This is a genomic window from Rhodococcus sp. 077-4 (assembly GCF_047782425.1).
Lineage (GTDB): Bacteria > Actinomycetota > Actinomycetes > Mycobacteriales > Mycobacteriaceae > Rhodococcoides.
Map to the genome: position 1 here is coordinate 1,689,324 of NZ_JAJPWC010000001.1, position 13,125 is coordinate 1,702,448.

The window sequence follows — 13,125 nt, forward strand, 5'->3', positions numbered from 1 at the left end:
CATGGCGAACGCTATAGAAGTAGAGAACCTGGTACTTCGGTACGGGAAGAACGTCGCGCTCGACGGGATCGACTTCACCGTTCCGGAAGGGACGGTGCTGGGTGTGCTCGGCCCCAACGGTGCCGGAAAGACGACGGCGGTCCGTATTCTCGCCACCTTGCTCGAGGCGACCTCGGGTTCCGCGCGAATCTTCGGACTCGACGTCGCGACGCAGGCAAACGAGGTGCGCAGCACGATCGGATTGACCGGCCAGTTCGCGGCCGTGGACGAATACCTGACCGGATACGAGAATCTGGAGATGGTCGGCAGGCTGTTCGGACTGCGCAAAGCGGAGGCCAAGAAGCGGGCAGGGGAACTGCTCGAGCGATTCGATCTGGACTACGCACGTGATCGCACCGCCAAGCAGTACTCCGGCGGTATGCGTCGACGACTCGACATCGCGGCCAGCCTGATCGGTCGACCGCGGGTGGTGTTCTTGGACGAACCCACCACCGGGCTCGATCCACGTAGCCGAATCACCATGTGGGAGTTCATCGCAGACCTCGTGCGCGACGGAACGACCATTCTGTTGACCACGCAGTACCTCGAAGAGGCCGACCGGCTGGCCGACTCGATCATCGTGCTGAACAAGGGCAAGATCATCGCCCGTGGCACAGCGGACGAGCTCAAGGCTCAAACCGGCGGAGAGCGAGTCGAATTCGTGCTCACCGATCGAGCCCAGGTCGATCAGGCCAAGCAGATTCTTGCTCCGATCGGCGTCGAGCAACCGACGTTCGACGAACAGGTGGGCCGAATCGTCATGCCCGTCAACGGAGGTTCGAAAGACCTCTCCACCGCACTGTCCCAGCTCGACGCGGCGGGGATCGGCGTGGTCGACGTCGGACTGCGCAGGCCCAACCTCGACGATGTGTTCCTGAGTCTGACCGGTCAGACCACCGGCGAGCCCGAGACGGCGGAGGAAGAGAAATGAGCAACGTTTTCCTGGACTCCGCGATCATCACCAAGCGGAACCTGATCAAGCTCAAGCGAGTTCCCGATCTGCTGTTCTTCGCGATGCTGTCGCCGATCATGTTCGTTCTGCTCTTCGCCTACGTGTTCGGCAGTGCCATCGACGTGCCCGGCATCGACTACAAGAGCTTCCTGATGGGCGGGATCTTCGTGCAGACGATGATCTTCGGTGCCTCCCTTACCGGGTCCTCGCTGGCGGAGGATCTGCAGAAGGGCGTGATGGATCGGTTCCGATCGCTGCCGATGGCGCGATCGGCCGTTGTCATCGGGCGCACTGCGGCCGATGTGGGCAACAACCTCGTCACCATCACGATCATGTCGATCACCGGACTCATCGTGGGCTGGCGCATCACGTCCTCGTTCTTCGACGCGCTGCTCGGTTACGTGTTGTTGCTGCTGTTCGCGTATTCGATCTCGTGGGTGATGGCGCTGGTCGGACTCACGGTGCGCTCGCCCGAGATCTTCAACAACGCGTCGTTCATCGTGATCTTCCCGTTGACGTTCATCGCCAACACCTTCGTCCCGATCGACAATTTCCCGAGCGTGCTCAAGACGATCGCGGAGTGGAACCCGATCTCGTCGGTGACGTTGGCCGTGCGTGAACAGTTCGGCAACACCAACCCGATGGCACCGCCGCCAGAGGTGTGGCCGCTGCAGAATCCCGTGCTCTACACCCTGATCTGGGTCGTGTTGATGCTCGTGGTGTTCGTGCCGCTGTCGGTGCGTAAATACCAGAAAACGATGACCGCCTGATGCGCACCGCGGCGGCATGGGCATGTGCGCTGGCCGTCGCGGTGGCGCTCACCGGATGCGAAGAGAACGAACAGCCATCCCATGAGCGCTTCGACTACCAGCTCGGTGCAGCGTACGAGACCGAGGGCGGTATCGATACCGTCGTCCGAGATTCCACCGCCGAGCCACTGCCCGGCGCGTATTCGATCTGCTACGTCAACGGTCTGCAGACGCAGCCCGGTGCCGAGTGGAACCCAGACCTACTACTGCGCGATGCGGACGGCGAGCTCGTGGTCGATCCGGCCTGGCCCGACGAGCACATTCTCGACCCGAGTACGGCCGAGAAACGATCGGGAATCGACGCGGTCGTCGGGCCGATCATCGATGCCTGTGCTGCGAAGGGGTTCGATGCCGTCGAGATCGACAACCTCGACAGCTGGACGCGCTTCCCGGACCGGATCGACGAGGATTCCGTGTTGGCATTGGCGCGCCTGTACGCAGACCGTGCCCATGCGTCGGGCATCGAGGTCGCGCAGAAGAACACCCCGGACGGAGCAGGCCGGATAAAGGACGACGTCGGATTCGATTTCGCCGTCGCAGAGGAGTGTCTCGCCTACGACGAATGTGGCTCTTACAGTGCGGCATACGGATCTCGGGTGTACGACATCGAATACACCGACAACATTTCGGAGTCGTTCGATCGGCTGTGCGCCCGACAGGATCGCGCGGCCGTCACGATTCTGCGGGACCGCGGCCTGGTGTCCCCGTCCGATCCGGCGTACGTGTATGAGCAGTGCTGACTCCCTCGGACGAGTGCACCCCCGGCCGCTGAGCGACCGGGGGTGCAGCACATCTTCTCCGAGCAGGCTTACGTGTGGTACGGCTCCGCGCTGACGAGCGTGACCTTCATGGTCTTGCCGTTGGGCAGCGTGTACTCACGGGTGTCGCCGACCTTGGCGTCGATGAGCGATCCGCCCAGCGGGGACGCGGGGGAGTACACCTCGAGCTTGTTGTCGCGGGCACCCTCTTCGCGGGTGGCGATCAGGAAGGTCTCGGTGTCGGACTCGTCGCCGTCGTAGTAGACCTTGACGACAGATCCGGGCAATGCAACACCGGACTGGGTGGGTGCCTCGCCGACCTTCGCGTTGTTGAGCAGTTCCTGCAGCTGGCGAATGCGTGCTTCCTGCTGGCCCTGATCCTCGCGGGCAGCGTGGTAGCCGCCGTTCTCCTTCAGATCGCCCTCTTCGCGGCGCTCGTTGATCTCGGCGGCGATGACGGGGCGATTGGAAATGAGCTGGTCGAGTTCGCTCTTGAGCCTGTCGTGTGATTCCTGGGTAAGCCAGGTCACCTGGGTCTCGGTCATCTCGATCACTCCCTCGTAGTCGGAATCTGAGGTCGATTCCGGTCTCTGAGCAGGTAGGGCACACAGCGAACCGGGGACTCCAATGGTTGGATCCCCTTTGGTCGGCCCACATCCTGGAGCCGTCGTTGTCGTTCGCAGTCGAAACCCTGCCCGCAATGCAGCAATACACGGCACCTGTTCGGCGGCCGTGTATGACCCGAGCTTACCACGAACAGGCAGTTCGCCTATCGAGCTCGTAAATATTCGGGAACATCGAGGCTGCAGCCGTAGACGTCGCCGACGGCCGGCGGCGACGACGTCGTCACCTCGGTGGTCATCTCGACGGTGCCGGACGATGCCTCCGGTGGGATGTACACCTCACGCCTTCCGGTCTCGGAGCCGTCGCGGGAGCGGGCGCGGACGATGCACACGGCCGGTTGCTCGGGATCCTGCCGAGTGACGCTGAATCTGATCGACATCGTGTTCTCGTCGACGATGTCGAACGAGAGTTGACTGCCTTCGATCGGCTTGACCGAGAACTTCGTGTACGCGTAATAGGCCACGCCCATTCCGACCAGGAGGACCAGCGCCACCAGTGCGATCCTCGTCGCACGCTTCGGGGCCTGCCGAATGCCGCTGGGACCGGAACCCGAGGGGTATCTACCTGCGGGAAGTGCGTTGGTCATATCAGCTCTCGGGAAGAAATCGGGGGTGCCGCTGGGGGCCTGTCGGTGTCAGGTGGAACTATAGGACAGGCAAGAACCAGGTGAATCCGAGGTGAGGAAGAACGTGTCCGGACTGCGGCTCATGGCAGTGCATGCCCATCCCGACGACGAGTCGAGCAAAGGTGCTGCGACGACGGCGCGCTACGCAGCCGAGGGGCACGACGTTCTGGTCGTGACGCTCACCGGTGGCGAGCGAGGCGACATCCTGAATCCGGCGATGGACATTCCGGGAGTGCACGAGCGCATCCGTGATGTCCGACGCGAGGAGATGGCCGAGGCCGCCCGAATCCTGGGAGTCCAGCAGACCTGGCTCGGGTTCGAGGACTCGGGCCTGCCCGAGGGCGATCCGCTGCCACCTCTGCCCGACGGCTGCTTCGCGCTGGTTCCGTTGGAAGTCTCGACCGAGGCGCTGGTGAAGGTGGTGCGCGAGTTCAAGCCGCACGTCATCACCACCTACGACGAGCGCGGCGGCTACCCGCATCCCGACCACATCCGGTGCCACGAGGTCTCGATGGAGGCGTGGGAGGCCGCGGGAGATCCCGAACGTTTCCCCGACGCGGGCGAGCCGTGGACTCCGCTCAAGCTCTACTACTCGCACGGCTTCATTCGTAAGCGGATGCAGCTCTTTCACGACTGGTTCATCGACCGCGGCGAAGAGAGCCCGTTCGTCGATTGGCTGAAGCGGTGGGACGGCCAGCGCGACGAGATCATGGGGCGCATCACCACCCAGGTCACCGTCGGTGACTACTTCGAGCAGCGGGACGACGCCTTGCGGGCGCACGCGACACAGATCGATCCGAACGGGTCGTTCTTCGCGGTGCCGCTGGACGTACAGCGCAAGTTGTGGCCCACCGAGGAATTCGAGTTGGCCCGCACTCGGGTCAAGACCTCGCTCCCCGAAACGGACTTGTTCGCCGGTATCGAGGAGACCGACAAGTGATCGTCGCGATTCTCGCCCAGCAGCCCACCGGTCCCGAGTTCGGCAAGTCCTCGCCGATCGGTTTGGTGATCCTCGTCGCCCTGTTGGTCGGGACCGCGCTGCTGATCTGGTCGATGAACAAGAAGATAAAGCGTCTGCCCGCCACGTTCGAGAAGGACGATCCGACGCTGGATCAGGCGCTCGACGAGGGCACCGATCGCGGCGGAATCGCCACCACCACCCCCTCGCCGGAACAGAGCTCGGCAAAACCCGCCGCAACCGACGAGACCTGATGCTCGACGCCAATGCCCTGGGTGAGTCCACCAGCCCGTATCTGAGGCAGCACGCGGACAACCCGGTGCACTGGCAGCAGTGGGGACCGCAGGCTCTGCAGTCCGCGCGCGATCGCGATGTGCCGATCCTGTTGTCGATCGGGTATTCGGCGTGCCATTGGTGCCATGTCATGGCGCACGAATCGTTCGAGGACGAGGCCACGGCGGCGCTGATGAACGAGCACTTCGTGTGCATCAAGGTCGATCGTGAGGAACGCCCCGACCTCGATTCGGTGTACATGAACGCCACCGTCGCGATGACCGGCCAAGGCGGCTGGCCGATGACGTGCTTCCTCACCCCCGACACCGAACCGTTCTACTGCGGGACCTATTTTCCGCCGGCCCCGCGCCAGGGAATGCCGTCGTTCTCGCAGTTGCTCACCGCGATCGCCGACACCTGGTCGACGCGGCGCCAGGAGGTGTTCGACGCCTCCGCGGCTATCGTCACCGAGCTACGCGAACACAGCGGGGGCGTGCCCGCCGGAGGTCGACGCGTCGACGCCGATGCGCTGGCCGCCTCGGTCGCAGCGATCTGCGCCGACGAGGACACCACTTTCGGCGGCTTCGGTCGGGCACCGAAGTTCCCGCCGGGTGCACTGCTGGAAGGTCTGCTCCGACACTACGAGCGCACCGGGAACGAAGACGTCCTCGGCGTCGTACGGCGCTCCGCATCGGCGATGGCGCGCGGTGGCATCTACGACCAACTCGGCGGCGGATTCGCGCGCTACTCCGTCGACGCAGAGTGGATCGTCCCGCATTTCGAGAAGATGCTCTACGACAACGCCCTGCTGCTGCGGTTCTACGCGCATGCAGCTCGGGTCGACGACAATCCGCTCGCCCGTCGGGTGGCGTCGGACACTGCGGAGTTCATGCTCCGCGAACTACGCACCGACAACGGTTGTTTCGCATCCGCCCTCGATGCCGACACCGAGGGCGTCGAAGGACTGACCTACGCCTGGACGCCGGAGCAACTGACCGAGACGCTCGGCTTCGAGGACGGTGTCTGGGCGGTCGGCCTCTTCGCGGTGAACTCGGCGGGCACGTTCGAGGCAGGCATGTCGGTGCTGCAGCTACCCGCCGAACCGGAGGACTACGAGCGGTTCGCCCGGGTGCGCAGTACGCTCTCGGCCGCCCGCGCGACTCGGCCGCAGCCCGGCCGCGACGACAAGGTGGTCACCGCCTGGAACGGGTTGGCCATCACCGCTCTGGTGGAGGCCGGCACCGGGCTGGGGCAACCGAGATGGGTCGACGCGGCAGTCGAATGCGGCGAGCAACTGTTCGCCGGACACGTCGAATCGGGGCGGGTCCGCCGCGCCTCCCTCGGCGGTGCCGTGGGTGAGGCCAGCGGTGTGCTCGAGGATTACGCGTGCCTCGCGGTCGCCGCGGCCGCGCTGTTCCAGGCCACCGGAGATGCGGTGTGGACCGAGCGCATGACCTCGATCCTCGATGCAGCGATCGAGCATTTCGCAGTCCCCGACGATGTCGGTGGATGGTTCGACACCGCCGACGACGCCGAGGCCCTCGTCACCCGGCCGCGTGACCCGATCGACGGAGCCACCCCGTCCGGAGCGTCCACGATGGCCGAGGCGCTTCTCACCGCAGCTGCGTTGGTAGATCACATATCGTCGGCGCGCTACGCGGAACTCGCGGCGGCGTCGCTGACGCGTGCGGCTTCGATTCTCGAGCGCGCGCCCAGGTCCGGTGGGCATTGGTTGGCCGTCGCAGAGGCGTCCGTTCGCGGGCCGATTCAGATTGCTGTGTCGACGGCACCCGGGGGTGACCTGCTCTCCGCCGTCAGAGCAGTGGCACCGGGTGGTTCGGTCGTGGTCGCAGGCACGGAGAATTCGTCCGCGTTGCTGCTGGATCGTCCACCCGTCGACGGCCTCGAAACGGCGTACGTGTGCCGTGGGTCCGTGTGCGACCGTCCTGTGACCTCTGCCGAAGAAGTGTCGTTCGCACTGCGGAGATGACCGCGCTCGTCGATGCTGGCGATGAAGAAACGTATTGCCGCATCGGGTGTGCGGCCTGGGGGCAGTCGAACCTCCACCGGTGGATCGGCGACAGTCACGAGTGAGGGTGTCATGGGGGAGAGCGTCACTACGGACGGCATCGTGGACGAGTCGGTCACCGACGAGCAGCGCATTGCCGTAGCCGATTTCGTGGCCGCAGTTCCGATGGCGGTCATGGTGCATTCGATGCGCTTCGAGGTAGTCGGAGCAAACGCACACTGCGAAGATGTTCTCGGGTGCACCGTCGACGACATGGTGGGTCGGCCCGTGGCAGATTTCGTGCCGCTCGGGGATCGAGTATCGGCGAAGCGGATCGCGGATCGGCTCGAAGATCGTTATCCTGCAGGCGATTCCGGTCGACCGATCGGTGTCCTGCGCCGAGTGCGGCGCAGCGACGGAGAAGTTGTTTCCTGCTGGATGCATGTCGGAATTTCCACGATCGCCGGCGGACGGTTCATCGTCGCGCTACTGGACCTGGTCAATCCCGTCGTCGACGACACCGTGCACTGGCGCGATCGCGCCGAGCGCGACGAACTGACCGGATTGTTGAGGCGAGGTCCCCTGCTGGCTCACGTCGACGAATGGATTCTGGCGGATATGCCGGTTGCCCTGGCATTCGTCGACGTCGATCGGTTGAAGTCGGTCAACGATGTGCACGGTCACCCGGCAGGAGACGCGTTGCTCGAGGCAGCAGGTCGACGGCTACAGCAGTGGTCGCCGAGCGGCAGTGTCGTCGGTCGATACGCGGGAGACGAGTTCGTGTTCGCCATGACGTTCGACGCACCGAATCGGCTCGACAGCACCGAACTGGCCGAATCGGTGCGGTCTGCGATCTGCGGCGAACCGGTGCCGTTCGGATCACTCCTGCTCGGCGTCTCGGTGAGCGTGGGCGTCGCGATGCGTGAGGTAGGCGAGTCGAGAGACCTGCTCATCCAACGTGCGGACGCGCTGATGTACCGAGACAAGGCGTCCAGACCGACCTGAGAGGGCTCAGAACAAAACGAGCCACACCGCGACGAGGTGACAGATGGCCGCCAATACCGTTGCCGCATGGAAGAACTCGTGATGGCCGAATGTCGTCGGCCACGGATTCGGCCATTTGGTCGCATACAGCACGGCCCCGATGCTGTAGAACACGCCACCGACGAGCAGCAGCAGAAACGGTGCGTAGCCGACGTGTTCGATCAGTGTGGGGGCGACGGGCACGATCGCCCAACCGAGGATCAAGTACAGCGGCACTCCGACCCAACGGGGAGCGGTGGGCCACAACATCTTCAGGGCCACGCCGCCCAAAGCTCCGATCCACACGACGATCAGCAGTGTGCGTCCCGTCGAGGCCGGAAGACCCAATACGGCGAACGGCGTGTAACTGCCTGCGATGAACAGAAAGATCATCGAATGGTCGGCGCGCTTCATCCAGATCTGAGAGGCCGCGGTCTTCCAGTTGACGCGGTGGTAGGTGGCACTGACCCCGAATACTCCGCAGACGGTGATGGAGTACACGCTCGTGGCCAACCCCGCATCGACCGAGACCATGCTGAACGCGAGGGTGACGAGCGTGATCGCACAGACCACGGCCACACCGAACGCATACAGGTGAATCCACCCGCGCATGCGAGGTTTGACGGGTATCTCGTCCAGTCCGAACATCGTCATGAAAAATGACCTCTCCGTACCGCCGTCGAAACCTACGCCACCGTAGGTTCAGACGCTACTGTACCGGCGGCCGGCTCGCAGACGTCGGCGTAAGGTGATCCCGCAGTGCCGAAGGAGCAGTGGTGATGGAGCAGTGGTGACTGAGCAGTGGTGACGAAGCAGTGGTGATCATTCCGCAGAAGGTGCGCGGCGTCCTGTACAACGTGTACGAGCGGCGACTGCTGAGCCAGCTCGAAGGGGTGCAGCACCCGCGGCACGTGGCAGTGATGTGCGACGGCAATCGCCGCTGGGCGCGAGAGAACGGGTTCACCGACGTCGCGCACGGGCACCGCATGGGTGCGCTCAAGATCGCCGAGATGCTCGGCTGGTGCGACGCCGCCGGAATCGAGATGGCGACCATCTACCTGCTCTCCACCGAAAATCTCCGCCGTGACGCCGACGAACTCGATTCGCTGCTCGACATCATCACCGACGTCGTCGAGGAGATATGCGGACCCGAGATGAACTGGGGCGTCAAACTGGTCGGCACACTCGACCTGTTGCCCGCGTCGACCGCACGTCGACTCAAGGAAGCGGCCGCGCTCACCGAGGGGCGGTCGGGAACGCATGTCAACGTCGCCGTCGGATACGGAGGTCGACAGGAGATCGCCGACGCCGTGCAGTCCTTGGTGACGGAGAAGATCGCCGAGGGCGTCTCCGGGGAGGACCTGGTTGCCTCCATCAACGTCGACGAGATCGGTAGCCACCTCTACACCTCCGGCCAACCCGATCCGGATCTCGTCATCCGTACCTCCGGCGAACAACGACTGTCCGGCTTTCTGCTATGGCAGAGCGCGTACTCGGAAATCTGGTTCACCGAGGCCTACTGGCCCGAATTCCGTCGCGTGGACTTCCTGCGCGCACTGCGTGACTTCGCCGCCAGACACCGACGCTTCGGTATCTGACGAGTTCGGCCGAGCACTACGTACTTATGGTTGTACCACTACGTAGTCGGTGGCGCGGTTGTTCTCCAACTCGGAAAATTTGCGATCGTGGAATACAACGTGCTCGGACCCATGGTGGTGCGCGACGCGACCGGCGTGAAGGCGGTCGGTGGGCTCAAGCAGCGGACCGTGTTGGCGGTGCTGCTCGTGGAATCGGGAAACGTCGTCGAGTTCGACCGTTTGATCGACTTGGTCTGGGATTGCCGACCACCGGCCAAGGCGTTGACCTCCCTGCGCGCCTACATGGCGAATCTGCGACGGGTTCTCGGGTCGGAGGGCGGAGCGCGGCTGGTCACCACGTCCTGGGGTTACCGGTTGGACTTGGGCAGTGACCGATTGGATCTGCGTGAGTTCGAGATGTTGGCCGCTCGTGGGCGTGAGGCGCTCGGTCGTGGCAGGTTGGCCGAGGCCGACGGACAGTTCGGTCGGGCTCTTGCGCTGTGGCGCGGCCGGGCGCTCGTCGAGTTCGGGGATCTGGGCTTCGCCGTCGACGAGCGGGTGCATCTCGACGAGGTACACGCCGTGATGCTCGAGTCGGCGTTCGAGGCCCGCCTGCGCCTCGGCCGACACGAGACTGTTATCGCCGAGATCGAGCGCGCCCTGCGCTCCGCTCCGTTGCGCGAGCACCTGTGGGGACAATTGATGATCGCCCTCGACCGGTCGCATCGGACGGCCGAGGCGGTGGTGGCGTTCCGACGGGCCGAGGCGGTCCTGCAGACCGAACTGGGGGTCGGTCCGTCGCAGTACCTGCTCGACATCGAAGCGTCGCTGTACACCGTCGGTTCGGTCAATCGAGCAGTGAGCCTCGTAGCGATGTGAGCTCGGCGCGGGTGCTGATGCCCAGCTTGCCGAAGATGCGATTGAGGTGCGTTTCGACGGTACGAATCGACAGCACGACGGCGTCGGCGATATCGCGGTTCGACAGGCCGGCCGCGGCGAGAGACGCGATCTGGCGTTCGCGTGCGGTCAGGGCCGGGTCTCGTGTTCCGGCCAGCAGTGGGGTGACGGGATGCCCGCAGCGCTCGGCCAGCACGTGGCCTTGCCTGCCTGCGGTCGCTGCTGCGCGAGGGCTGCTGCGCAACAGCAGGTTTCGAGCATGAAAGTACATCTCTGCGGCGTGCAGGTCGAGGCCGTGCTTCTCGGCACTCGCGGCCACGGCCACCACCTGATCGGCCACCGCAGTGTCCGTCCCGGCCGGTGCCGCGAGCACCTCGACCATGCGTATCTCGGTGCGGGCCAGGTCGCCTTCGATCAGGCCCGCGAGGTGGTTGACAGGAGCTACCACTGCGGCCGCCGCTCCGCAGCGTGCGGCGTCGACGTAGGAGAACAGGGCGGGTAGGTGGTGGTCGATGGCGGCGTGCGCTTCGGCCGAGGCAATGAGCAGCTCGCACGCCTTGTCGACGTCTCCGCACGCTGCGGCGGCCCAGCCCAGCGCTGCGAGCCGTATGCCACGAGCTCCGAACAACGCCGGTGAGGCTGGGTTGTCGAGGTCCGCGGCCTCGATCAGACCGGACGCCTCCTCGGAGCGCCCGGCGAGCGCGAGTGCGCGGACCAGATCGCATGCCACCATCGGCTCCATCGACTTCTGGCCGAGACTGCCCGCAAGCGTGTAGGCCTCGGAGCACCAGCGGATCGCGTCGGAAGCGTGGCCTTGGGAGAGCAACAAGCCTCCGCGGGCCCACCCGAACCACGCCTGCTGCAGCGGCGAGAACTGTTCCACCGCTTCGTCGTATCGATACCGGGCGAGCGCTGTTGCTTCCTCGAAATTGCCTGCACAGGCGATCGTGAAGCACCGCGATAGATCCAGCACCGTCGCCGCCGGATTGTCCGGCTCGGGCTGCACCCTGGCGAGCGCGGAGAATGCGGCCGACAAGCGGCCCGCGACGGTGGCCCCGGCGGCGACGGCAAAGCTGGCCGAGATCAGCGTCGCGCCGTCGAGATCGTCCATCAGAGGTTCGAGCAACTCCAGCGAACCCGCGGTATCGCCGATGGCATGCATCATCAGGCCCCGCTGCGCGCGCAGTTGCGTACGGATGTCGGGGTCGACGATGGCGTGTTCGGTACTGGAATTGAGCGCCAGCGCCCGCGTCGGATCCGCCAGCCGCAGCACCATGTTGTCGGTACACGCGCGCACGGCCGTCGCGCGCCGAATGTCGTTGTCGGCCCCCAGCAGAAGCTCGTCGAGACGCTGCTGCGCAGACTCGGTCATGCCGAGCTGGCTTTCCGTCGTCGCAAGAATGAGCTGGGCGTCGAACCCGCCGCCTGCTGCCGCTGCGGCCGAGGCGAGCTTGTGCGTCGTCTCCGGCGGGACGAAGCGCCACGACAACCGAGCCGCCTCCACCGCCGTCGGGGCATCGAGCGCGAATCCCGCGTCGATCCGCAGCAGTGCAGAGGTGACGCGTTCGCGGGGGCCGAGCCCGTCGGCCGCGCCGTCGAGAGCGTCGGCCACCGTCAGACTCAGTCGACGTCTGCGCAGTGTGGCCATGTCGTCGGTGCGCACCTGAGCAGTGATGGGCGTCGAGAAGGTCACCCGGTCGATGTTCTGATCGGTGCGGATCGTCAGCACACCGGCCGATTCGAGTTCCTCGATCAGACGTGAATCCACTACGGCGGCAGCGGCTCCGAACGCCAGCGAACCGGCGAGCGCGATCATGTCCAGGGCGTCGTCGATCTCGGCGGCACCGGCGTAGTCGGCGAGGGCGATCACCTCGGCCAGATGATCGCGAACCACATCGGCCAGACCGGCCGATACGGGCAGGGGAGCTGCGAGACGCCACACCTGGGACGAGACCGTCAGCGCGTGGCGTTCGACCGCCGTCGCCACCAGATCTCGAAGTACGACGAGGTTGCCCGAGGACAATGCGGCGACGGCGAAAACTGCTGCACTGTCCACTATTTCACCGTCGCGGCGAAGCATCGACTCCATCAGCGAGCGGCACTGCTCCGGGGTGAGCGGCTCGAGATCGAGGCGGTCGATCAGACCGTCCTTCCACAAGGCGTCGAGCACGGGGGTGCGGCGTCGGCCTGCGCTGACGCTGAGCAGTACGAACAATTCCTTCGATCCGACGCGTCGTGCGAGCAGTTCGATGGTCGAATCGGCCAGCCACTGGGCATCGTCGATGACCACGACCGTGCGCCGGCCGCCGTGCGCGTCGGCTAACGTGGCGGCCAGAGCTCGATCCGATTCGACGGGGACGAATCCGGTACCGGTCGGCATCACCGTCACCACTCGGTGGGGATGCCACCCGAGGCGCACCAGCGACCGGACGGCCTCGGTCAAGAGGCGGGTTCGGCCGACACCGGGCGCGGCTTTGACGGCCATCCCGCCGTACGTGCGGGCGGCATCGAGAATTCGCTGCAGCTCGCCGTCCCGACCGATCAGCGGTACCTCGCCGATCGCCCGCTTTTCCACCGCCATT

13 protein-coding genes are annotated in these 13,125 nt (G+C 65.1%); 9 read left to right on the forward strand and 4 right to left on the reverse strand.

The genetic code is table 11. From position 1 onward, the window contains the following. Nucleotide 1 precedes the first annotated feature (1 nt). Genes ACNEOT_RS08335 through ACNEOT_RS08345 form a run of 3 tightly spaced genes read left to right on the forward strand, consistent with a single transcriptional unit; the run spans nucleotide 2 to nucleotide 2,540 of the window. Complete coding sequence (locus tag ACNEOT_RS08335; RefSeq protein WP_415973409.1) at nucleotides 2–970, forward strand: ATP-binding cassette domain-containing protein; 969 nt, start codon at nucleotides 2–4, stop codon at nucleotides 968–970. Further along, entirely contained in the window at nucleotides 967–1,761 is a 795-nt protein-coding gene (locus ACNEOT_RS08340; RefSeq protein ID WP_121873348.1) for an ABC transporter permease, read from the forward strand. The genes ACNEOT_RS08335 and ACNEOT_RS08340 overlap by 4 nt, the downstream gene beginning before the upstream one ends. Continuing rightward, nucleotides 1,761–2,540: an endo alpha-1,4 polygalactosaminidase gene (locus tag ACNEOT_RS08345; protein ID WP_415973410.1), complete on the forward strand. Its 780-nt coding sequence runs from the start codon at nucleotides 1,761–1,763 to the stop codon at nucleotides 2,538–2,540. The genes ACNEOT_RS08340 and ACNEOT_RS08345 overlap by 1 nt, the downstream gene beginning before the upstream one ends. Nucleotides 2,541–2,608: 68 nt before the next feature. Here the strand turns inward: ACNEOT_RS08345 and greA are convergent, their stop codons facing one another. Both greA and ACNEOT_RS08355 read right to left on the reverse strand, forming a co-directional pair. Next, nucleotides 2,609–3,103, reverse strand: a complete 495-nt coding sequence (gene greA / locus ACNEOT_RS08350; RefSeq protein ID WP_415973411.1) for a transcription elongation factor GreA — start codon at nucleotides 3,101–3,103, stop codon at nucleotides 2,609–2,611. A 224-nt stretch (nucleotides 3,104–3,327) separates the two neighbouring features. Continuing rightward, nucleotides 3,328–3,768 (reverse strand): DUF4307 domain-containing protein, encoded by a 441-nt coding sequence (locus tag ACNEOT_RS08355; RefSeq protein WP_415973412.1) that lies wholly within the window; start codon nucleotides 3,766–3,768, stop codon nucleotides 3,328–3,330. A 103-nt stretch (nucleotides 3,769–3,871) separates the two neighbouring features. Here ACNEOT_RS08355 and mca point away from each other — a divergent pair, with 103 nt between their 5' ends. The 4 genes from mca (at nucleotide 3,872) to ACNEOT_RS08375 (ending at nucleotide 8,051) form a co-directional block, all read left to right on the forward strand. Continuing rightward, nucleotides 3,872–4,747, forward strand: a complete 876-nt coding sequence (mca, locus tag ACNEOT_RS08360; RefSeq protein WP_415973703.1) for a mycothiol conjugate amidase Mca — start codon at nucleotides 3,872–3,874, stop codon at nucleotides 4,745–4,747. Then, nucleotides 4,744–5,019, forward strand: a complete 276-nt coding sequence (locus tag ACNEOT_RS08365) for a hypothetical protein (protein ID WP_415973413.1) — start codon at nucleotides 4,744–4,746, stop codon at nucleotides 5,017–5,019. The genes mca and ACNEOT_RS08365 overlap by 4 nt, the downstream gene beginning before the upstream one ends. Then, entirely contained in the window at nucleotides 5,019–7,028 is a 2,010-nt protein-coding gene (locus tag ACNEOT_RS08370; RefSeq protein WP_415973414.1) for a thioredoxin domain-containing protein, read from the forward strand. The genes ACNEOT_RS08365 and ACNEOT_RS08370 overlap by 1 nt, the downstream gene beginning before the upstream one ends. Before the next feature lie 111 nt (nucleotides 7,029–7,139). Beyond that, complete coding sequence (locus ACNEOT_RS08375; protein ID WP_415973415.1) at nucleotides 7,140–8,051, forward strand: GGDEF domain-containing protein; 912 nt, start codon at nucleotides 7,140–7,142, stop codon at nucleotides 8,049–8,051. Nucleotides 8,052–8,057: 6 nt separating this feature from the next. Here the strand turns inward: ACNEOT_RS08375 and trhA are convergent, their stop codons facing one another. Then, a complete protein-coding gene (gene trhA, locus ACNEOT_RS08380; protein WP_415973416.1) occupies nucleotides 8,058–8,723 on the reverse strand; it encodes a PAQR family membrane homeostasis protein TrhA in 666 nt (221 codons plus the stop codon). A gap of 161 nt (nucleotides 8,724–8,884) precedes the next feature. Between trhA and ACNEOT_RS08385 the strand changes: the two genes are divergently transcribed. Both ACNEOT_RS08385 and ACNEOT_RS08390 read left to right on the forward strand, forming a co-directional pair. Then, nucleotides 8,885–9,667 (forward strand): isoprenyl transferase, encoded by a 783-nt coding sequence (locus tag ACNEOT_RS08385; RefSeq protein ID WP_415973417.1) that lies wholly within the window; start codon nucleotides 8,885–8,887, stop codon nucleotides 9,665–9,667. Nucleotides 9,668–9,754: 87 nt separating this feature from the next. Beyond that, the gene (locus ACNEOT_RS08390; RefSeq protein ID WP_415973418.1) at nucleotides 9,755–10,525 is read left to right on the forward strand and encodes an AfsR/SARP family transcriptional regulator; all 771 of its coding nucleotides are present in this window, start codon (nucleotides 9,755–9,757) and stop codon (nucleotides 10,523–10,525) included. Here ACNEOT_RS08390 and ACNEOT_RS08395 read toward each other — a convergent pair. Then, nucleotides 10,494–13,124 (reverse strand): LuxR C-terminal-related transcriptional regulator, encoded by a 2,631-nt coding sequence (locus ACNEOT_RS08395; protein WP_415973419.1) that lies wholly within the window; start codon nucleotides 13,122–13,124, stop codon nucleotides 10,494–10,496. The genes ACNEOT_RS08390 and ACNEOT_RS08395 overlap by 32 nt on opposite strands. Nucleotide 13,125: the final 1 nt, after the last annotated feature.

Bases quoted from the DNA above. Each gene is read 5' to 3' on its own strand.
- ACNEOT_RS08335 (WP_415973409.1), top strand. From the start codon at position 2: ATGGCGAACGCTATAGAAGTAGAGAACCTGGTACTTCGGTACGGGAAG.
- ACNEOT_RS08340 (WP_121873348.1), top strand. From the start codon at position 967: ATGAGCAACGTTTTCCTGGACTCCGCGATCATCACCAAGCGGAACCTG.
- ACNEOT_RS08345 (WP_415973410.1), top strand. From the start codon at position 1,761: ATGCGCACCGCGGCGGCATGGGCATGTGCGCTGGCCGTCGCGGTGGCG.
- greA (WP_415973411.1), bottom strand. From the start codon at position 3,103: ATGACCGAGACCCAGGTGACCTGGCTTACCCAGGAATCACACGACAGG.
- ACNEOT_RS08355 (WP_415973412.1), bottom strand. From the start codon at position 3,768: ATGACCAACGCACTTCCCGCAGGTAGATACCCCTCGGGTTCCGGTCCC.
- ACNEOT_RS08370 (WP_415973414.1), top strand. From the start codon at position 5,019: ATGCTCGACGCCAATGCCCTGGGTGAGTCCACCAGCCCGTATCTGAGG.
- ACNEOT_RS08375 (WP_415973415.1), top strand. From the start codon at position 7,140: ATGGGGGAGAGCGTCACTACGGACGGCATCGTGGACGAGTCGGTCACC.
- trhA (WP_415973416.1), bottom strand. From the start codon at position 8,723: ATGACGATGTTCGGACTGGACGAGATACCCGTCAAACCTCGCATGCGC.
- ACNEOT_RS08395 (WP_415973419.1), bottom strand. From the start codon at position 13,124: ATGGCGGTGGAAAAGCGGGCGATCGGCGAGGTACCGCTGATCGGTCGG.